The sequence below is a fragment of the Paenibacillus sp. NPDC093718 genome, from assembly GCF_050279985.1.
Taxonomy (GTDB): domain Bacteria; phylum Bacillota; class Bacilli; order Paenibacillales; family Paenibacillaceae; genus Paenibacillus_AQ.
Genome location: NZ_JBNNUS010000012.1, coordinates 93028 through 113488, shown reverse-complemented (window position 1 = coordinate 113488; position 20461 = coordinate 93028). Strand labels below are relative to the sequence as shown.

Sequence of the window (20461 nt, the reverse complement as noted above, 5' to 3'; positions counted from 1 at the left end):
TTATGCCGCTCCGTGTCCGGATCGTATCTTTCGATCGCTGTTAAACCCGGGAAACTTCGGATGATACGGTGAGGTGGTTTCCCGGCTTTAAAGGCGACCGCTGTCGCTTCTACGATACGATTCCGGCCCCTCCGCTCTATGCTTTGCCGTATTTGGCTCCCCCGGTAATGCCTTGGGGGGAGAAAAAAGGGAAGCAAAAAGACGCGTACCTTGTCGCGTCTAAAAGAGCACGATATGAAAGCACTTATGTTTAGTCTGGTTGTATGGTGACCCTGTTACAGGTCCAGCTCCTTACGGAAATTGGATGGAGAGGTACCGACGTATTTTTTAAACTTGCTATGAAAATAGTCGACATTCGTATATCCGACCTTCTCCGCAACCTGATACACCTTCATGCCCTGCTTCAAAAAATCCTTGGCCTTGTCGATCCGGACCTTATCGAGGTACGTATTGAAGTATTCTCCGGTTGTATTCTTGAACATCTTCCCCAAGTAGGCGCTATTGTAATTAAATACGGAGGCCAGTGTTTCCAGTTTAAGATTCTCATTGTAATTACGCTGAATCAGATCCATGATCCGCTTCATCTCCTGATCCCGTCCGCCATTACCCGCCTGCCAAATCAGCTCCTTCAGGAATTGGGACGAATGGCGGCACAAATCATAGGCCGTGCGCTGGCGGAATATCGCCGCAATCCGATCCGAGTATTCCTTCGTGCGGGACTGCAGCTCGGTATGATGCTGCATCAGCTTGTTGTGCACCCCGGTCAGAAGCTCCACGAAGGCGCTTTTTATCCTTTCCTCCGTATAATCTTCATTCACCATGGCATACGCTGCAGCATGCAGCAGCTTCCGCTGCACCTCCACATTACCCACATCCACGGCGTAATAGAGCTGTTCCATCAGCTGCTCCGGATCATAGGGCTGCCGTTCTTCATCCGTTATGCTGCCGGCAAACCGCTCGGATTCAGGGTATAACAACTCGCCGGGAGCATAGAAGAAGCGTTCGCGAATCCGTTCCTTGGCACAACGGTACGAATCCGCCACATCTTCCAAACGGTGGACCTGACGGCCCAAAGAGGCCGTTATCGCCGTGCCGGCCCGACTTGCGGCTTCCTCCACCATCTGCAGCAATTCTTTACGCCCACCTGCCGTCAAGACCGGCGTGTGCATTAGGATGCCGAGTTGTCCATGCATGGAGAAGACCGCGCCGTGGCCGTTCTCTTCAAAAGCTTCGATCAGCTGGTTTTTCAACCGATCGTCGGCCCCCTCAACGGATTCATCGTAGCCGTTATGATGAACTAGCAGCACTTGGTAGTGGTTCCATAACAGGCCTGATCGCTCGGCCATATTCCGCAAAGCTGCCGGATCGGGATTGCCCTCCGGGTTGAACCATGTCTGAATGAACTGCTCGCGGCTCATATCCGAGGCTGCCCTATTCAGTGCCTTCCTCTCCTGTTCCTGCTCGATGGCTTCTTTAATTTGAAGCAAATACTTGCCCAGCTCGTCCTCATCCACCGGCTTCAAAAGGTATCCGTCCACGCGGTGGGACATCGCCCGCTTGGCATAATCAAAATCGGCATATCCGCTCAGGATGAGCAGATGAATCTCGGAATCCAGGTTTCGGATGGCTTCGATCAGCTGCAATCCGTCCATTCCCGGCATTCGGATATCAATCAGCATCAAATCCGGGTCGTACGTCCCGTGCTTCTCCAGCGCTTCGCTCCCGTTCGCTGCGGTTCCAACAACCTGATACCCAAGCTCGGTCCATGGCACAATGCTCTTCAGCCCTTCGCGCAGCTTGGGTTCGTCATCCACGATTAATACTTTCATCATCGCTCTCTCCTCCTGTCGGGATACTGAATTCAATACGGGTTCCTATGCCCGGCTCGCTGTAAATGATCAGACCTGCATCAGGGCCGTAGGTAAGCTGCAGACGGACATGAACATTCCGGAGCCCGATCCGTCCTCCGTCCTTCTCATCGGTATCGTTCAAATAACCATAGATCATCTGCAATCTCTCCAGAGTTATGCCCGCCCCATTATCCTCGGTAATCACGTGCATTTTCCCTTCACTTGCCGTGACCCTCACCCTGATAAAAGTTCCCTCTTCCTTGTGATCCATCCCATGTATGACCGCATTCTCCACAAGCGGCTGTATGATCAGCGGCGGGATTCTTACCCGCTCGGCTTCGGGATCCACCAGAAGTTCATATTTCAGGCGATCCTCATAGCGGAACTTTTGAATATCCAGATAACACTGCACCATCTCGATCTCGTCTTTTATCGTGGTTTTTCCGCTGCCGATCTCAAGATTGCTGCGCATCATTTTACCGAGCAGCCGCACAATCCGGGCGATTTCGTCCTCACCCTTGAGGTGTGCCTCCATGCGAATAGACTCTAAGGCATTAAACAAAAAGTGCGGATTGATCTGACTGGCCATCATTTTGAATTTAATTTCGTTCTGCTTCTGCTCCATTAACCTTTTCTGTTCATTGGACTCCTGCACTTCGTTCATCAGGTCGTTAATGTTACCCACCATGGAGTTGAATTGGCGGGATAACTGACCGATCTCATCCTTGCCGTCAATTTCCATGGCAACGCCGAGGTTACCTGTACCTACCTTCGTAATATGCTTACTGAGGCGCAGCAGCCGGTTAGAGATCAATGAAGAGAAGCTATAGATCAGAAAAACGGCCAGCAGTAGGCTGATGATGATAACCGTCATCGCCAGCTTGCTGATCCGATTGGCGTCCGCCACGATGCTATCAATCGAAAATATGGAAATAATACGCAGGCCGTTAACCCCGGATTCCGTATTCAACGGTTCAATCAGCACCTTGGAGGCTTCGTCATGGATAACCGATTCATAGCTTCCGCTCGCATTGTATACAACCCCGCTGGCATCTTGAATCTCGGCTAGCGTTTTCCCGTACAGCTCCGGACGGTTAGCGGCCACAATATTGTTATTGCTGTCCACAATAATGGTGTCAAACGTTTCTTGGCTGAGGATCGTGTTCAGCATCCCCGTATTGACATTGATCACAAGCACGCCACGGTTGTCTTTGCTTCCAAGATCAACCCCCTTGATTAAGCTGAGGTACACCTTCTGATCGCGTTCATCCGTAATATAGTCCCAGTAGATGACGCCGATATCATCCTCGGCTCGCTGATACCATTCCGTTCTCTTGATTTCATCCTCGGGATAAAGAAACTCCCAATTGTTCAGCATGGTGGGGTTCTCGCTGTAGAAACGGATATTCGATATTTCCTTGTACATCAGAATCGCCTGCTGTAAATCGGGATACTCCCTGTAAGCCACGAACACATCGTATACGCTTGCATACTGCCGGTTAGCAAGATTCTTCAAACGCTCATCATAGGACAGCCGATAGGATAAATCATCTGCCACGTTGATGACTTCGGTTGACCGTTTCTTGACCCGGTCCACGTTCTGGTAAGCTTGCTCCAACGCATTGTTGAAAGCAAATTTGCGGAGCTCGCCCGTAAGGAATATCCCTACGATGGCTACCGGTACAAAGACCACGACAACAAAAGACAATATCAATTTGTTGCGGATTTTCATGTCATTCACAAGTTGAATGAAATAGGATAACATCGGACCGTCTTCGCTCCTGTCCTTTAATCTTCGGCAAGCCTTTAAAGAGAAAACGGTTACAACCATTCGTGAATAAAACCTGCCGCAGGCCTATTATATCAGCATTGCCGTTAGTTCAAGGCCAGCTAAAATATGGAAGAAGCCCGACTCCAGCACAAGGCTGGTCCGGGCTCATCTTCGCTATGCTTTTTTCCCATTTATCGAGCAGGCGTTCCCAAAGCTTACCCTTCCAGAGTTGCCGTGAAAGTCACCGCTTGTTGTCCGGCTTCCACTTGAATGCTGCCTTCTTGCAGGCTCACTCCCGAGCCCTCTACAGATGAAACGGCTTCGGTGTCATGCAGCTTCACGGAGAATGGCTTGCCGCTGCCTTTCACCGTAAAGTCGATCCGGCTGCCTGCACGGACCGCCCGCACAACCAACTCGCTCTCCCCGTTCATGTTGCGAACGGTGACCGAAGCTTCGCTGCCGTCCTCCAATGCATACAAGCCAAGCTGAACTCCGTCGGCATAGTCATATTCCGGGCGGGTGTCGTTTGCGCCCAAAGCCAGGAACGAGTTGCTGCGTACAAACAACGGCAGCCCGAGGAAATCGTACGTTTCCTTGCGCCAGGTTCCGCCATCCACCGTTTCTCCGGTTAACAGATGCGTCCAGCGGCCTTTCGGCAGATAATACTTCACGTCGCCGTTCTCACTGAATACCGGTGCCACAAGCAGGGAATCTCCCAGCATGTACTGACGATCCAGCATTTCGACGGCCGGGTCTTCGGGGAATTCCAGGAACATGGCGCGCATGCTTGGCACCCCTTGCTCCGATGCCTGTACGGCAGTATGGAACAGATAAGGCATCAGACGGCTCTTCAGCTTCGTGAAGAAGCGCGTAACGTCTACAGCCTCCTCGTCATAAGACCACGGCACCCGGTAAGAGCTGCTGCCGTGCAGACGGCTGTGGCTAGACAGTAAGCCAAATGCCAGCCAGCGTTTGAATACATGCGCCGGAGCGGTATTTTCGAAGCCGCCAATATCATGGCTCCAGAAGCCGAAGCCGCCGAGACCAAGGGACAACCCGCCGCGCAGGCTTTCCGCCATCGATTCATAATCCGCATAGCAATCGCCGCCCCAGTGAACAGGGAACTGCTGTCCGCCTACGGTTGCGGAGCGTGCGAATACCGCCGCCTGATTCTTGCCGAATTTCTCCACCAGCACATCAAAGACCACTTTGTTATAGAGCTGGGTGTAGTAGTTATGCATTTTATGAGGATCGGAGCCGTCAAAATACACAACGTCCGTCGGAATGCGCTCGCCGAAATCCGTTTTGAAGCTATCAACGCCCATATCTGCCAGCTCGCGCAGGTACCCTGCATACCATTCGCACGCGTCCGGATTCGTGAAGTCCACCAGCGCCATACCTGGCTGCCACAGATTCCACTGCCACACATCGCCATTCGCTTTCTTCACCAGGTAGCCTTTTTCACGGCCTTCTTCAAAGAGACGCGAGCGCTGCGCGATATATGGATTGATCCACACGCAGATTTTCAAGCCTTTTTCTTTCAAACGCTTGAGCATGCCTTCAGGATCCGGGAACACCTCTTCATCCCATTGGAAGTCCGTCCAGTTGAGCCCTTTCATCCAGAAGCAGTCAAAGTGGAACACTTCCAGAGGGATATCGCGTTCCAGCATACCGTCGACAAAGGAGTTGACGGTTGCTTCGTCATACTGGGTTGTAAAGGAAGTCGAAAGCCACAATCCGAAGGTCCATGCCGGCGGCAGTGCCGGTTTGCCTGTCAGGTTCGTGTATTTGTCCAGCACGCCTTTCGGATCAGGCCCGTCAATAACAAAGTACTCCAGTGACTCGCCCGGCACGCTGAACTGCACCTTCTTCACTTTCTCCGAAGCCACTTCAAAGGATACAAGGTCCGGTTGGTTGACAAACACGCCATAGCCTTTGTTCGTCAGATAGAACGGAATATTTTTATAGGCTTGCTCGGAGCTTGTACCGCCATCCTGATTCCAAATATCCACGACCTGGCCATTCTTCACAAACGAAGTGAATCGTTCGCCAAGCCCGTATACCCACTCGCCTACGCCAAGATCCAGCTCTTCGCGCATGTAGGTCTGTCCGCCATCTTCCACGATATGCGCCATGGATTTGGCTTTGCTGCCGGTAATGCGTTCTTCTCCTCTATAGAAGTGAACCGACCATTCCGGACCTTTCTTGATCACGACGCTCAAATTGCCGCTGCGAAGAACCGCTTCCTGATCGTTCTCTTCAATGACCGTATGGTCACCTTCCTGTTTGTACAACTCGAATGCAGGTCCTCTGTCTCTTACGCCCGCATAGTGAACCAGCTTTACGCCGATAACGCCGGGTGCCGGAGAATGAAATTGCACGGTGATCAGCTGGGCGTTAATCGTTGCTCCTCTGCCCGGAATCGGGGCCGTAGAGGCATAGGCTGTTAACATATCTCCTTTTACCGCAAAATCATAAGCCTGAACCGCTCCCGAAACGGAATATCCTTCCCGGATAAGCCAGTTGCCGTCTGTAAATTTCATTTTTTAATCCGCCTTTCTATATTATGAAAATTGAACTTTAAGATGTAAGCGTTATAATATCATTATACTGATCTATTTTAAGCCGATCTAACAGTATTCCATTGTTTTATAGCACAATTTTGATATAAGATGACATCATTCAAGCAGCAATTCATTCCAAGGGGAGGTACATTATGGATCAATCCTTTCGCCAGTCCTTAAAAGAAAGCACCGTCCACGGGAATGAACGTTTTCCGTTTGGTGCCTACTGGTATCAATTTGCCCCCGGGGCCCATGTGGTAGACTCCCATTGGCATAAGGAAGCGGAAATTTTCCACGTGCTGGAAGGCGAGGTTCTGTTTCAGGTCGACTCGGAATACATCCCTGTCCGGGCGGGTGAAGCCATATTTATCGATGGAGGAGATCTCCATACCGGTCATGCCCGGGGCGATCAAGGGTGCAGCTTCTGCGCCATGGTGTTCGATGTCGGCATGCTAGCCAGCAGCAGCTACGATCTTGTACAGGAAGGAATGATTGTTCCCTTTCAGGAGTGGAGAGCCACCTTTCCAAGATGGATAACATCCGAAACTGATGAGCAGCTGCTTCAGCATATAAAGGAAATGACACGGCTGTCGAAGCATAAACCTGCCGGTTATGAGGTCGCTATTAAGGGACATCTGTTTCTCATGTTGTTTCAGGCCGCATCCTCTGACCGACTGGTCAACAGGAGCCGGAGCGAAGCAGCGGATATGCTGAGAACGGAACGATTGAAGAAAGTCATTCTCTACATCCAGAATCATTATCACCGTCCTATCCGGCTGAGTGAGCTGGCTGATCTGATCCCGATGAGCGAAGGCCAGTTCTGCCGTTTCTTTAAATCCATGACCGGGCAAACGCCCGTGGATTATATGAATTCCTATCGCGTTCGCCAGGCGGCTGAACTCCTTCGTCAGCCAGACCATAAAATATCCGACATCGCACTCGATGTCGGATTTGGGCATATCAGTTATTTTGTTCGGGTCTTCCGTAAGATCATGGACTGCACGCCTTCAGAGTATCGGAAAAAATTATAATTTCGGCAGGCTCGGTATGGTCTGATTGCAATCTCCCGGAAGCGGCAGGTTTCGGCATACGTACTGGCCCGCACTGTTCTCATTCGCTGCACCTGACGGGGCGGGCTGATGAACACGCTGTTTCCAGAGCTGCCACAGCATGAATCCATCATTCGCCCTTCCCTTATTTTTCATATAGTTCACCATCGTTTCTACATTATAATAGGGTGTTGCGATATTATTCTGACCGTTCATCATGTCGGCATCGTATACCGTGCCCGGTGCGGCATTCAGTTGCAGGACGGCCCCGCCGGATCCCTCCGGCGCAATTTGCATGCCCATGTTGATAGGTCCATTATATATTGCCTTATACGATTCATAGCCTTCACGCGGATCGTAATAAATGCCGCCATCGTAGGACATCAGATTGATGAAGTCGATCTTGCCGCCATGATCCTTAACTACGCGGTACATGGTACCGCCAAAAGGAGATCCCCATTGGACCTTGCCTTCCTCAAACGGCGTTCCTTTCACGTAATAAGCGCCCGTAGACCAACCGGCGATGGAAATCTGCAGATTCGCGTTTCTTGCATGGATTTCATTATAGAGACTCGTAATAATGCCCGCGATCTCGCCATCCTTGGTGCAGCTGAACTGGGAGGCTGTTCCTTTGTTGCAGCTGCTGCCGCTGGATTCCCAGTCAATGTCGACTCCGGCAGCGCCAAGGTCGAGAGCCAGATCCACAATGTTCTTGGCATTGAATCTGGACCACTGTGAACCTTGGCTGTATGACCAGCCTCCTACCGATAGGAACGCTTTCGTTCCGTGTGCTCTCAGTGCGGCGATGTTGTTGCGCAGATCCTGGGACTGCTGGGCGGTAAATTTACGCTGGCCATTCGGCGTCGTGGCTCCTTCCACAAATTCCAAGCCCGCAACGGCTTGATCAAACGCGTAGGACCCTTGGGTATACGTGGTATCCGGCCTTACGAATGCAAGATTGAGGTGGCTGATGTAATTGGGAATGTTGGCGGTCGTCAGATCGTAAATACTGGTGTTCCAAGAACTCGCATAAGCGACATACATACGGTCACCAGGCAGCGGAGGATCTACAGGAGGGTCTACTGGCGGATCCACCGGGGGATCGACGGGTGGTATCGTGGGAGTGCAATTTCCAAGGTCCTCCCATACACCCCATGGTCCTGTTGTTCCAGGCACCTCGCCCTGTGTCCACCATTTCGCTTTCCAGGCATGACCGTCGAAGGATACGATATTCCCCCCGCCATATACGGCAGAACTGCTCCATGCAGGCTCCGTACAGGCCTCAGCGGCTTGAGCCTTGTGCACAGGGAACATACTAAGCACCAGCACGGCGATGAATCCGAGAATCCATCCTCTCATCGTTCTGGACAACCTTGTCATTCATCAAACAACTCCTTCTCCAATTGATTTTGTTCATTAAAGCGGTTTCAAAGCTGGTGAAAGCCTCGTACCTTGCACACCTCCTAACGTATATAGATGAAATGGTATGACGTACTTTAAGTGTAACTTGGTCATTTTTTGTACAACAAGGATAAGATTTACTTATTCAGGGGCAAAATCCTATACCCTGGCCAATCAGCACTTCTACGCAAAAAAAGCTGACACACTGCGGATTACCGCGAATGAGGCAGCTCTTAAATAGAAAGCATGGTTAACCCTGACTCCGATTTAGGGTATGATGATAGCAACGTGTTATTTCTTATCGTTGATTGATCTCTTTGTGCCGCCTTGCAAACGGACATTTCGATAGTGACTCCGTGTTATCCCGCAAAAAATATTGCTTCCATTCATAGTTATCCTCCGCCCCGTAGAGCTTCAAGTCAGGGTGCGGTGGTACGGGATCATATTGGGCCAATCGCTGACGAATCAATCCCTTGGTGTGTTCTGCTTGCCTTGTTCGGGCATTGAACTGCTTCAGAACCCAACGAGGCGTAAAAGCAAGCATCATGTAGGGAAAGTATCTGCTCTTGCGAAGCTCATGTGCCGGTGTAGCGCAATAAACAAAATAAGGCTCGCCTGCAAAACAATATTCCCATAGATGATCCGTCGGTTCCTCCGGCAGATCCGCCGGCCAAGGTTCCGTATCATATTCGGTTGTTCGGCTTAACAGCTGCCAGAACAAGCGCTCATAATACTGGGTGCCTTCCAGGCTATCGCGGCCATGCTCCGTATAGATCATAACGACAAGTGAAGTATAAGACCCAAAGTCCCTGGAGCCGAGCCCGAACTCGCGCAGCAGAGCAGCCAGCTGTTCCGCCGCAGCCTGTGATTCACCCTGATGAATAAAGCCGTATCTAAAATGATTCAGTGCATGTCCTTGCACAGCCGGAATGCAGGGGAATTTGGCGTAACGGTCCGTCATTTTCTCGGTCAGCTTGGTTATCGCTTTCCGCTGCCATTCCTCATGCAATCCATGGACAGCATCCATATCGTCCAACCTCAATAAACCGCTCATTACCAGTCCTCCTCTTCTACAGCATATAAGAGTGAGTAAAAATAGGTGACTGTCACGAGCGAAATGCACATGAATTTCGAAAAGCGTTTCCCAAAAGCTTGAACTTTCTGATATCTTAAGTAGAGAAGAAATTAAAATGACCAGGCTTATGCCTTAATTACCATAGAGAGGATTCTTTCACATTATGTCTAAACCCCTGCTAACAGATCAGATTCAAACGGCCAAGCCCGCCAAAAAACCGAGGCCTTCCGCTCCACCCGTGCGCATCTTTGCGCTGGGGGGGCTTGGCGAGATCGGCAAGAACATGTACGGTGTGGAATTCAAAAATGAGATCATTATCATCGATGCCGGTTTGAAATTCCCGGATGCCGAAATGAGCGGCGTCGATTACATTATTCCGGACATTCGTTATTTACTTGATAACAAACATAAAGTAAAGGGTATGTTCCTGACCCATGGTCATGAAGATCATATTGGGGCTATTCCCTATGTGCTTCGTCAAATCCAGATGCCGATCTATGGCGGGGCGCTGACCATTGGCCTGGTTCGTGCGAAGCTGGAAGAACACCGCCTGCTGGATCAGAGTGATCTACGCGTCTTCCATGAAGACGAAACGATTGCATTCCGTCATCTTTCCGTTCATTTCTTCAGAACTACCCACAGCATTCCGGATGCCTTCGGGGTCGTTGTGGAAACCCCGTACGGGCCGATCGTACATACCGGGGACTTTAAGTTTGATTTTACGCCGGAGGACAAGCCTGCCAATCTGCATAAAATTCTGCATATCGGCTCGCGGGGCGTCCTGGCCCTGATGGCTGACAGCACCAATAGCGAGCGGGACGGGTTTACCCCTTCGGAACGCACCGTCGGCGATTCCATACTGCGTCTGTTCCGGGAATGTCCAGGACGGATCCTGTTTGCCACCTTTGCATCGAACGTTCATCGTCTCCAGCAGGTTGTTGAAGCTGCCATCCAGACAGGCCGTAAAATCGCCATCGTCGGCCGCAGCATGGAGAAGGTGTTTGTGATCGGTCAGGAGCTTGGTTATATTCGCGTACCGGACGGCATGATGATTGATGTAAAAGCCGTTAACCGTTATCGCGACGATCAGGTGCTGATTATTTGTACAGGCAGTCAGGGCGAACCTAATGCGGCGCTGACACGCATCGCTTCGGGTGCCCACCGTTCAATCCAGATTCATCCGGAGGACACCGTTATTTTCTCGTCTTCGCCGATTCCTGGGAATACCCAGAACGTCAATCGCAGCATCGATCTCTTGATGCGGGCAGGAGCGGAGGTTAAATACGGCTCCATTCTCGATATCCACACTTCGGGTCACGGCTGCCGCGAAGATTTGAAGCTTATGATCAGCAGCTTGCGTCCCAAATATTTTGTGCCGATCCACGGGGAATACCGGATGATGCTGAATCATCGTCACCTCGCCGTGCAGGTTGGGGTTCCCGACAGCAACGTTTACTTGATGAACATCGGGAATACGCTGTCCCTATTCCGTAACAATGCACGTAAAGGGCGGAACATCCCCTCCGGAGACGTCTACATCAACAATGGTGAACTGCGTACCCATGAGAAGGAATTGCTTGAGGAACGAGTACAGCTCGCTCACGATGGCGTTGTCATTGTCGCTATCACCATTCATCGCGAGACCCGCAAGCTGCTCTCCGGGCCGGAGTTGATTACTCGCGGATTTGTGTATATGCAGGACTCCAAGCCTCTTCTGCGCCGGGCTGAAGCGATGCTGCGCAAGCAGCTGAACAAAGCCGGTGAACAGCGTGAATACAACCGCGCTGCCTGGGAACAGATGACAAACAACACGCTCAATCGTTATTTTAAAAGGGAACTGGGCCGAAGCCCGTACATTATGCCTTCCATTATGGAAGTATAAGTCTCATTTACTTTGAGCCTTGACTGTATCTCAAACATAAAAAAGGGTGGATCCAAGGTAATTTGAACCTTCGGATCCACCCTTTTCTTCAGATATCAGAAAGTATACACTTCGAAGCATGTCCTGCTTGATTCGCAAGAAAAACGCCATCTAAACGGGTCTCTTTAGCCTTAGTCCGCAAGCTCCAGCCCTTTCGTTTCCTTGCCAAGTACCAGTACGCCGAACGCACCGATCAGGATCGTCACGAAAAACATCACGAAAATGATTTCGATACGGGTGCCATTTTGCTTCAGCACACCCACGAGCAGCGGCGCAATAACGCCGCCGATCCGTCCGAACGAAGTGGCAAGCCCTACCCCCGTTGAACGAACCTTCGTCGGATAGAGTTCCGGACTGTAGGCATATAAACCTCCCCATGCTCCCAGATTGAAGAATGACAAGGAAATGCCTGCTGCGAGCAGCGAACCTTCCGTGTTGGCGTAGCCAAACCAGATTGCGCTAAAGGCCGTGAGCACCAAATAGGTAACGAGCACGAATTTCCGCCCGAACTTTTCTATAAAATACGCGGCCGTAAAATAGCCCGGCAACTGGGCAAGCGTCATAATCAGCACATATTGAAAGCTCCTGACCAGACTGAACCCTTTATCGACCATGACGGTCGGAAGCCACAGGAACATACCGTAATACGAAAATACGACCGTAAACCACAGCACCCACAGCATGATGCTCGTACGCCGATGTTCCACCGACCAGACCGAAGCCACTCGCTCCCCGAAGGTCAGCTTACGGGCAGCCTTGGCTTTCTGCTCGATATACCTTGGCGAATCCTCGATGGCACGCCGCAGATAGAGCGCATAAAAAGCAGGCAGAGCTCCAATAACAAAGGCTGCCCGCCAGCCGTAATCCGGGATGACGAAGTAAGCAATGAGTGCGGATAGTATCCAGCCTGCCGCCCAGAAGCTTTCCAGCAGCACAACCGCTCTTCCCCGTTCATGAACCGGCATGCTTTCCGATACCAGCGTGGATGCAACCGGAAGCTCTCCTCCGAGTCCGAAGCCGGCAATAAAGCGCATCAGACACAGCATGATAAAACCGGTAGCCAGCGCGGATAGACCACTCGCAATCGAGAATATGAGCAGCGTCCACACCAGAATATTTTTCCGTCCATATTTATCGGCCAGGAATCCAGCCATAGCCGCGCCGAATACCATTCCGATCGATGTGGTGCTTGTCAGAATACCTACCTGCTGTGAGCTCAGCGACCATTCCGCTGCCAGTGCCGCAACAACAAACGAAATCATGCCGACATCCATCGCATCGAACATCCAGCTGGCACCCGCACTGAACAGCAGCTTGCGCCGCTTCGGCTCTTTTAACAATTGCATATTGCCCATATCAGCCGCCCCCTCTCCTATATCTTTCTATAATGTAGAGCGAACCCTACGTCTGGTCAAGCTAGATTATGCTGAGCGGCAGGATTACCTTTATGGTCGTTCCCTCCTGAAGCTTGCTGGACACGTGAACCTGCCCCTTGTGGTCCTCGATCATTTTTTTGCTGATCATGAACCCCAGGCCATTTCCTTTCTCCTTCGTCGTGAAGAACGGTTCCCCTAGACGGGAGAGGATCGCTTCCGGAATCCCGCAGCCATTATCCGTGAAGTAGATGGCCACGGTGTGGTCATCGTCTCTCTCCAGCCGAATGGTCAATTCCCCGCCACCCGGCATGGATTCCACGGCATTTTTAATAAAATTGATGAACACCTGTTTCAGATGATTCACATCACCCTCCACAATGGCCTCTCGCTCTCCGAAATCCGTTATAATCTCGACGTTATGTATGATGGCCTGCGTATTTAATAACGTAATCACTTGGTCCAGGAGCTGCCGGATATCGGCACGCTCGAATTTCACGCTTTGCGGTTTCGCCAAAAACAAAAGCTCACTGACGATCAGCTCGATCCTTTCGATCTCCGAGGAGATAATATCGAAATATTCATCCTTCCCGCCAGCGCCGGAGCGAATGAGCTGCACGAACCCTTTGATGGAAGTCATAGGGTTACGAATCTCATGGGCGATCCCTGCCGCAAGTTGACCGGCCATGGAAAGCTTATCGGACTGGATCAGCCGCTCCTCTTCTTGATGGGCCGCCTTTTTCATGTCGGTAATATCCGTAAAATGCGCCACATAGCCAAGTGTAGTTCCTTCCCTGCTGCGTGCTGTGCTTAGCATACAAGATACCCACCTGATATCGCCTTGTTTATGTATCAGTCTCTTCTCTAATTGTAAAGAAGCCGTCTTACCCGACTTTAGCTTCTCCATTCTATCTTTGTCCTTATTCACATCCTCCGGATAAATCCAATGGTAATAGGGATGATGCAGACACTCTTCCGCCTCATACCCCAGAATGACGCAAGCAGCGGGATTAATTTTGATAATGCTCCCCTCTGAATCGATGAATACCGTTCCAATCGGCGATACTTCAATCGCTTGGACCATAAAATCATAGCTGAGACTTTCACTATTCATCATCGTTTGGAGATCCTCCTGTCTTTCATTGTTCCATCGTTTTACCTATTTCGAGATATCGGATTGCTTCTCCTTTCCTATCGCCTTTTGAAAAATATAAATAAAGCAAACCAAAGGATAATTTGGACATGGGGCGAATATATTGTTATGAGGTTTCTAATTTTTGGTGGCAATCCCAGCGCTATTCTAGTGAAATTGAGAGAAAATGGTTTTTTTTGACTTGAACGCTTTGGCTTTTTCGTTTATTGTGAAAGAAAGCAAGTCATTTACAATTGCTAGTCGTTAGGACCGTTAATAAAGGAGTTTGCGAGTATGTACACGGAACAAGATATTTGGATTGTGCTTACAGGCACGGGCACCTGGTTCAGCAGAATGATCCAATATTTCACGAAGGCCCCACTCAACCATGCATCCATCGCGTTTGATTCCGAATTACGCGAAGTGTACAGCTTTGGGCGAAAGAAGGCGAACAATCCGTTTGACGGCGGTTTAGTTCGCGAGAATCTGCGCGACCCCTTCTTCTACACTTCGGAATGCGCGGTTTATCACTTCCGCGTTAGTAAGGAAGACTATCAACGCATGCACAACCTTGTCAAAGAGATGATGCGTGATCAGGACCGCTACAAATATAATCTGCTAGGGCTGCTGGGTATATTGTTTCGGATTCATATTGATCGTGACGATGCTTTCTTCTGCTCCCACTTTGTTGCTACGGTGCTGGAGCAAGCAGGCCTGCGGCCTGTAAACAAGCCTTGTCATCTCGTAACGCCGGAGGATTTCTCCCATTCACCACAGTTGAATGAAGTCTACCGTGGACCTCTCCACGGGTATCTTGCTCAAGACATGACATCCCCGCTGTCCCCATCACCGACGTTTACTCCTGTGACAACGAAAGGCCGAGGCAAGTTCTTCAGATTCGGAAAAACGGGTTAATATCGAAATATTTAGCTATCATATAAATATGTTTCTCTGATACCTTGGAAAAAAGCAGCCGGGCTCTCACCCGGCTGCTTTTTTATATGATTCTCGCGGGAGTGTAGCCCCCACGTCAATGTTCAGCGTTAAGCCGATGGAGTCTGGTCCGACGTCTTCTCCAGTACCGTCTTTTCGACCACAACAGGACTAGATTCACCAGCAGTTTCAGCCAGCTTTTCCTGCTCCATTTTCTTGCGCTTGCGTTTGCGGTTAAAGTACACACCGATCAACAGAAGCGGAACGGCAATAAGCGCAATATATAACGATACGTCCTTAACCATGCCTTCTGCCGCGTTACCGTACAGGTAAAACAAGGTACCTACAACATAAAACTTGGTAGCTCTGCCCACAGCGGCATAAGCCAGAAGTCTCCATAACGGGAAGTTCAAACACCCCGATAGAATCGTGAACACCTTAAAGGGTACCGGCGTGAAGGAACCAATCAATATGGCGGCCTCGCCGTTTTTCTGAAACATGTTCGTAGCAGCGTCAATCCACTCTTTTTTCAAAATCTTGTATAGTACCGACTTCCCAAGCAGCTTTCCGATTAAATAACCCAGCGGCGTCCCCAGCAAGCACCCGATAAAACCATACGTTGCGAGCCACAGCGCATCCTGCGGGTGCATGATGCTAAGCGAAACCTGCAGAAAAAAAGCGGGAACCGGAAAAATTACAGCATCAGCAAACGAATGAATAAACAATCCCCATGGACCAAAATTTTTCAAAAATTCCAAAATATCCTGAAACATGTCTCAACCCCTAAACATTTTCTTCCTGCTTCTATCAGACCCTTTATAAATTATAGCACATAATTATACTGGAAAGGACCTAAGCGGCTCTGTCCTTGTGTAAAAACCGCGTAAAACGAAGCATGCCTAAGCTCCTATACACTATATGCAGCGAATTCAACTAACAACAAAAAAACCTTTCTTCTTGGAAGAAAGGTTTTGGGTCATTCCCTGCAAGGCGAATTCCATGCATGAATAAGCTTGCAAAAAAGTGTATTTTATTTAATTTGCAGATAAACTGCGGTGCGCGGAATGTCTTGTCGGACCTACGAATTCATTCAGCGGGAAGCCATTGGAGATGGCTTGGGTAATGAATGCCTTCGCTTGCTGTACCGACTCGCGAACGGTTAAGCCTTTGGCAAGATTAGCTGTAATGGAAGCGGACGACGTGCAGCCTGCACCATGGGTGTACTTCGTTACAATGGTATCTGCCTCGAACCATTCAAAGGTGTTTCCGTCATAGAGCAGGTCCATCGCTTTGCCTTCGCGGATCTTGCCTCTGTCCTTAATCAGTACATTCTTCGCGCCGCGCTCGTGAATGATGGCCGCCGCCTCCTGCATTTGATCCAGGGTCGTGATCGGGCCGGACTTGGCCAACTGGGACGCCTCGAACAGGTTTGGCGTTACCAGATCGGCGCGCGGGAGAAGGAACTCCAGCATCGCTTCCGTGTTTTCCGGCTGCAGCACTTCATCCGTACCTTTGCAAACCATCACCGGATCGATGACGATCCGCTCCAGATTATAGCGGTCGATATACTGGGACACGAGCTCAATGATCTCTACGGATCCGAGCATGCCGGTCTTCATGGCGTCGATGCCAATGCCCTCAAGGACGGTTTTCAACTGGGTTTCTACAATATCTAGCGCCACCGGGAAAACCTGATGATCCCATGTCTTTGGTTCCATGCAGACAATCGTGGTCAGTGCGGTCATACCGTATACGTCAAATTCCTGAAACGTCTTCAGATCAGCCTGGATGCCAGCGCCCCCGCTCGTGTCCGAGCCGGCTACGGTTAGTGCTTTTCGTATCGTCATAATCCATGTTCCCTTCGCTTGTAAAATGATTACTCTATTATAAGAAAAACTGGGATTGGCGTCTATTCACAGATGTTGCATCCTTCCGTAGTGGAAGTTTTTCTTGCGAGATCAGGAGGGTCAGCCCCTGAGCAAATACTTCCTGATCTCTAAAGAAAAACTGGGATTGGCGTCTATTCATTGATGGCGTATTCGCAGATGTTGCATTCTGAGAGTTATACATCACTCCGCATGCGGATTGTTCTTCCGATCGCTGTTGCCCCCGGATTTCCTTGCATCACGATATATATCGTTGAAATCCGGGGGCAAAGGCGCACGCTTCGCTTCTCCAGAACAATTCCGCCTGCTTCGTTGAAGTCTTACTAGTAGGCTCAATCACGGCTGCGGATGCATACGCATTGCCTGAACACAGCTTCGTAGCTTGTACTGTCCCCGGGCTCCTAGGGAGCGTAAGCCCCTCGGAGTCACATCATGCATCTTATTGTTCCGTCAAGATCACCGGGCCATCCTTTGTAATGGCAAGCGTATGCTCATACTGCGCGGACCATTTGCCGTCCACCGTTCTTGCGGTCCATCCGTCTGAATCGATCTTGCATTGATATGTGCCAAGATTCAGCATCGGTTCAATGGTAATGACCATGCCCTCTTTAAGACGCGTCCCGCGGTTTGGCGGGCCGTAATGCGGCACTTGCGGCTCCTCATGCATATTTTCGCCGATGGCATGCCCTACGAAGTGGCGGACGACCGATAAATTTTGGGATTCCGCATAGGTTTGAATTGCATGGGAGATGTCTCCGATTCGATTGCCGATCACCGCTTGCTCAATACCGAGATACAGGGATTTCTTCGTTACGTCCAGCAGATGCTGCGCTTCCTCGGACACGTTTCCGACCGGATAGGACCAAGCGGAATCGGCAAGCCAGCCATCATGCTTCACCACCATATCAATGGTAACGATATCCCCGTCCTTCAATGGCTCATGGCTCGGAAAACCATGGCAAATCACGTCATTCACCGACGCACAGGTGGCAAAGGGATATCCGTGATACCCCTTCTGCTCCGGTGTCGCGCCGCGCTCTGCCAGAAACCGCTCGACAAATTGATCAATCTCCAGTGTCGTCACGCCCGGTTTAATCATCTTGGCAATCTGCCGGTGGCATTGGGCGAGAATGTCCCCTGCCTTATTCATTTTGGCGATTTGTTCTGGTGTTTTAAGGATTATCAATCCTGCTCACTCCTTCTCATATGGCTGTTATCCCCTATTCAAATCAAAAAGCCTTAGCTGACCGAAGATTCTGAAGGACAGGCATCTGCCTCTCCTCACTCCCCGGCCAATAAGGCTGATTCACAATCACAAGGTGTATCTGCTTTCTTCTGGTCTTATCCAAAAAAAGAAAAGCGAAAAGCGCCCTACCTCATCTTATTCTACTCCTAAGCCAAAGGAACCTCAATCCTTTCCATATGGAATGTCTGCCTTTTGGTTTACACGCGGGCAGGCACGGGAACGGAGGCGTATGCTTGTTGCATCCTCGGAGGCAGCTTCAACTCGGCTGTTACCCAGAAAGTCATATGACTCTCAATGACCATGAACAGAATCAGGGCAGGCAGCATTTTATCTAACTTCGAACTTCATTTATCCAATGACAATCGTTTCTCCTCATATCATAAATATAATGTAAGGTTGCGCAGAAACGATAATTTTACACACGAGATCACAATTCCTTTCTTTTTTCCTATGTTCATTATATCAAACGGGCCGTTTCTTTAGCTTTCCACTTGTTTCCGGCAGCGTCAGGGCAAGGGCAACGGCAGCCAAAATCACATCAACGGCAAATGTAATATCGCAAGCCCTACCTTTAATACGCATCCAAAGGCAAAAGGAAACAAAAAAAACCTTTACCCCGTTTATCGGCGATAAAGGTTCCATCTTATCAGAAATGGGTTACAGGAATAACCATCTTACCGAAATCGGCAAAGGTCTTTCAAACAACTTTCGTTGCCAACAAAGCCGAAAGACATGTTCGTGCCACGAAATGACGACTGTGCTGCAACTGCTACTCTCCTTCACTTGAATTACAAGAGTTACAGCACAGCTGTTTAGACCGCCAATAGACTTGCAGAATTTTTTACATTCCCTATATATTTCTCTTATTCTTCCTCCAAAAATAGAGCCATCCCCCTGCTGCCAGCAGCACTACTGCAGCTATCCACAAGACGGGGTTCAGTAACAATGGAGATTGACCTGCACCCTGACCTGCACCTGGAAGGACGCCCTCAGCAAGTGTATCGGGCCCTGATTCACCCGGAGCAGATGCATCTTCTGGAGGATATCCATCTCCAAGCTCCGTTAGCTCTTGGCCTGCGGTGGAGAGGAGCTTCGTACCATCACACATCCCTGTTCTCAGCTGACCCGATTCGGCAGACGCGAACACCAGGAATTCGCTTCCTACGGCAAACTGATCATAACCGCAGCTGGCTGATGACACCGCCGTTGTAAGCTGCGTCATTCCAGTTAATTCGCCCTTCCATACTTCCGTTACCTCTAACGTAACATGGATCGGATCTGCGGATGACATCACCAGCTTCGCCTTCGGGCCAACCAGCTTGGTCACTTTGCCTGCAAATACCGCTGCACTCCGTTCCAAGCCCTCCTCAACCGTAGGCGGCCCCGCACAGGAGCAAGCAAATACATCGGCTGGTTTGACCCCGTACAGGCTCATGAGCAGCAACAAGCAGCTTAGTATGATAACCATGGATTTTCTCATCAATGAATCACCTCAATCCTTAGACGGCCCCCTCCCCCAAAATGTTCCAGCGCATCCATAAATGCACCGATCCGAGATCTACCTCCGGAGCTCACGGTGAGGCGGCGCTGGACGGCAAGATCTTAAGTGGAGAGGGCATCCAGCAAGAGGCTTCATTGTCATTGGCTATTTACTGGCGATGATCAGATAATGTCGCTCCGTAGGATACTCGATTCCTTCAACATGCAGCCCTGCTTGCTCCAACATATCCTTCATCACATGTGGATCAACCCGATTCGGACGGGGAACCCGCTTCTCGGCTGGGTCCTCCTGCCACTCCAGACACAAGCATCGTCCTCCTGGCCGCAGCACTCTTGCCATCTGGCGGATGGATTGCTCCAGCTGATCGGTGATATGAAGGATCAGGGAGGCAATGACTCGATCCACAGCTTCATGCTCGAAAGGAAGGTTTTCCAGCATCCCTTCCATCACCTTAATATTCGTGAGTCCCTGTTCCTGTGCACGCTCCCGCATGATGTCCAGCATGGCTGGCTCGGTATCCAGCGCGTAAACCGTCCCTGTCGTTAACGAGGCTGCCGGTATGGAAAAATAACCGGTACCTGCCCCGATATCAAGGACATCCACCTCGCCGCTCACTTGTAGCTTCTCCAGCAGCGAAGATGCCGGTAACTCCTTCTTCCTTTCCGGACTTTCCAATCGTTCTATGAGTGACGGATCAAAGCTCTCTTTCATGGTATCGCTCTCCTCCTCGCATGATTGCATTTTGCTCATCTGTACGTT

Annotated in this window: 15 protein-coding genes; 3 read left to right on the top strand and 12 right to left on the bottom strand. The window is 50.3% G+C overall.

Annotated elements, in window-relative coordinates:
• Nucleotides 1–275: 275 nt before the first annotated feature.
• The 3 genes from ACQKPA_RS28265 to yicI all read right to left on the bottom strand — a co-directional run bounded on the left by ACQKPA_RS28265 (nucleotide 276) and on the right by yicI (nucleotide 6164).
• Nucleotides 276–1832, bottom strand: coding sequence for a response regulator (locus ACQKPA_RS28265; RefSeq protein ID WP_427495744.1), 1557 nt, complete (start codon nucleotides 1830–1832; stop codon nucleotides 276–278).
• The gene (locus ACQKPA_RS28260) at nucleotides 1807–3615 is read right to left on the bottom strand and encodes a sensor histidine kinase (RefSeq protein ID WP_427495743.1); all 1809 of its coding nucleotides are present in this window, start codon (nucleotides 3613–3615) and stop codon (nucleotides 1807–1809) included. Before ACQKPA_RS28260 ends, ACQKPA_RS28265 begins: the two co-directional genes overlap by 26 nt.
• Nucleotides 3616–3836: 221 nt before the next feature.
• Nucleotides 3837–6164: an alpha-xylosidase gene (gene yicI / locus ACQKPA_RS28255; protein ID WP_427495742.1), complete on the bottom strand. Its 2328-nt coding sequence runs from the start codon at nucleotides 6162–6164 to the stop codon at nucleotides 3837–3839.
• A gap of 173 nt (nucleotides 6165–6337) precedes the next feature.
• On the opposite strand from yicI, the gene ACQKPA_RS28250 reads away from it, so the two are divergent.
• Nucleotides 6338–7216 carry an AraC family transcriptional regulator gene (locus ACQKPA_RS28250; protein ID WP_427495741.1) on the top strand — a complete coding sequence of 293 codons (879 nt, stop codon included), beginning with the start codon at nucleotides 6338–6340 and terminating at the stop codon, nucleotides 7214–7216.
• Here the strand turns inward: ACQKPA_RS28250 and ACQKPA_RS28245 are convergent.
• Nucleotides 7211–8614: a glycosyl hydrolase family 18 protein gene (locus ACQKPA_RS28245; RefSeq protein ID WP_427495740.1), complete on the bottom strand. Its 1404-nt coding sequence runs from the start codon at nucleotides 8612–8614 to the stop codon at nucleotides 7211–7213. The genes ACQKPA_RS28250 and ACQKPA_RS28245 overlap by 6 nt on opposite strands.
• 319 nt (nucleotides 8615–8933) lie before the next feature.
• A complete protein-coding gene (locus ACQKPA_RS28240) occupies nucleotides 8934–9689 on the bottom strand; it encodes a YqcI/YcgG family protein (protein WP_427495739.1) in 756 nt (251 codons plus the stop codon).
• Between the two features lie 184 nt (nucleotides 9690–9873).
• Between ACQKPA_RS28240 and rnjA the strand changes: the two genes are divergently transcribed.
• Complete coding sequence (rnjA, locus tag ACQKPA_RS28235) at nucleotides 9874–11592, top strand: ribonuclease J1 (RefSeq protein WP_427495738.1); 1719 nt, start codon at nucleotides 9874–9876, stop codon at nucleotides 11590–11592.
• A 170-nt stretch (nucleotides 11593–11762) separates the two neighbouring features.
• On the opposite strand, the gene ACQKPA_RS28230 is transcribed toward rnjA, so the two are convergent.
• Both ACQKPA_RS28230 and ACQKPA_RS28225 read right to left on the bottom strand, forming a co-directional pair.
• Nucleotides 11763–12986 (bottom strand): MFS transporter, encoded by a 1224-nt coding sequence (locus ACQKPA_RS28230; protein WP_427495736.1) that lies wholly within the window; start codon nucleotides 12984–12986, stop codon nucleotides 11763–11765.
• 61 nt (nucleotides 12987–13047) lie between these two features.
• Nucleotides 13048–14121: an ATP-binding protein gene (locus ACQKPA_RS28225; protein WP_427495735.1), complete on the bottom strand. Its 1074-nt coding sequence runs from the start codon at nucleotides 14119–14121 to the stop codon at nucleotides 13048–13050.
• 309 nt (nucleotides 14122–14430) lie between these two features.
• Here ACQKPA_RS28225 and ACQKPA_RS28220 point away from each other — a divergent pair, with 309 nt between their 5' ends.
• Nucleotides 14431–15051 (top strand): hypothetical protein, encoded by a 621-nt coding sequence (locus ACQKPA_RS28220; protein WP_071219685.1) that lies wholly within the window; start codon nucleotides 14431–14433, stop codon nucleotides 15049–15051.
• Between the two features lie 128 nt (nucleotides 15052–15179).
• Here ACQKPA_RS28220 and ACQKPA_RS28215 read toward each other — a convergent pair whose 3' ends face one another.
• From ACQKPA_RS28215 to ACQKPA_RS28195, 5 genes are all read right to left on the bottom strand, one after another.
• Nucleotides 15180–15842: a YqaA family protein gene (locus tag ACQKPA_RS28215; protein WP_427495734.1), complete on the bottom strand. Its 663-nt coding sequence runs from the start codon at nucleotides 15840–15842 to the stop codon at nucleotides 15180–15182.
• A 261-nt stretch (nucleotides 15843–16103) separates the two neighbouring features.
• Nucleotides 16104–16916 carry a pyridoxine/pyridoxal/pyridoxamine kinase gene (pdxK, locus tag ACQKPA_RS28210; RefSeq protein ID WP_427495733.1) on the bottom strand — a complete coding sequence of 271 codons (813 nt, stop codon included), beginning with the start codon at nucleotides 16914–16916 and terminating at the stop codon, nucleotides 16104–16106.
• A 478-nt stretch (nucleotides 16917–17394) separates the two neighbouring features.
• Nucleotides 17395–18141, bottom strand: a complete 747-nt coding sequence (map, locus tag ACQKPA_RS28205) for a type I methionyl aminopeptidase (RefSeq protein WP_427495732.1) — start codon at nucleotides 18139–18141, stop codon at nucleotides 17395–17397.
• Nucleotides 18142–19051: 910 nt separating this feature from the next.
• Nucleotides 19052–19681 carry a hypothetical protein gene (locus tag ACQKPA_RS28200; protein WP_427495730.1) on the bottom strand — a complete coding sequence of 210 codons (630 nt, stop codon included), beginning with the start codon at nucleotides 19679–19681 and terminating at the stop codon, nucleotides 19052–19054.
• Nucleotides 19682–19846: 165 nt separating this feature from the next.
• Nucleotides 19847–20413: a class I SAM-dependent methyltransferase gene (locus ACQKPA_RS28195; RefSeq protein ID WP_427495729.1), complete on the bottom strand. Its 567-nt coding sequence runs from the start codon at nucleotides 20411–20413 to the stop codon at nucleotides 19847–19849.
• Nucleotides 20414–20461: the final 48 nt, after the last annotated feature.

Coding starts and splice junctions, on each gene's coding strand:
- ACQKPA_RS28265 (WP_427495744.1), bottom strand. CDS start 1,832: ATGATGAAAGTATTAATCGTGGATGACGAACCCAAGCTGCGCGAAGGG.
- ACQKPA_RS28260 (WP_427495743.1), bottom strand. CDS start 3,615: ATGTTATCCTATTTCATTCAACTTGTGAATGACATGAAAATCCGCAAC.
- yicI (WP_427495742.1), bottom strand. CDS start 6,164: ATGAAATTTACAGACGGCAACTGGCTTATCCGGGAAGGATATTCCGTT.
- ACQKPA_RS28250 (WP_427495741.1), top strand. CDS start 6,338: ATGGATCAATCCTTTCGCCAGTCCTTAAAAGAAAGCACCGTCCACGGG.
- ACQKPA_RS28245 (WP_427495740.1), bottom strand. CDS start 8,614: ATGACAAGGTTGTCCAGAACGATGAGAGGATGGATTCTCGGATTCATC.
- ACQKPA_RS28240 (WP_427495739.1), bottom strand. CDS start 9,689: ATGAGCGGTTTATTGAGGTTGGACGATATGGATGCTGTCCATGGATTG.
- rnjA (WP_427495738.1), top strand. CDS start 9,874: ATGTCTAAACCCCTGCTAACAGATCAGATTCAAACGGCCAAGCCCGCC.
- ACQKPA_RS28230 (WP_427495736.1), bottom strand. CDS start 12,986: ATGGGCAATATGCAATTGTTAAAAGAGCCGAAGCGGCGCAAGCTGCTG.
- ACQKPA_RS28225 (WP_427495735.1), bottom strand. CDS start 14,121: ATGATGAATAGTGAAAGTCTCAGCTATGATTTTATGGTCCAAGCGATT.
- ACQKPA_RS28220 (WP_071219685.1), top strand. CDS start 14,431: ATGTACACGGAACAAGATATTTGGATTGTGCTTACAGGCACGGGCACC.
- ACQKPA_RS28215 (WP_427495734.1), bottom strand. CDS start 15,842: ATGTTTCAGGATATTTTGGAATTTTTGAAAAATTTTGGTCCATGGGGA.
- pdxK (WP_427495733.1), bottom strand. CDS start 16,916: ATGACGATACGAAAAGCACTAACCGTAGCCGGCTCGGACACGAGCGGG.
- ACQKPA_RS28200 (WP_427495730.1), bottom strand. CDS start 19,681: ATGAGAAAATCCATGGTTATCATACTAAGCTGCTTGTTGCTGCTCATG.
- ACQKPA_RS28195 (WP_427495729.1), bottom strand. CDS start 20,413: ATGAAAGAGAGCTTTGATCCGTCACTCATAGAACGATTGGAAAGTCCG.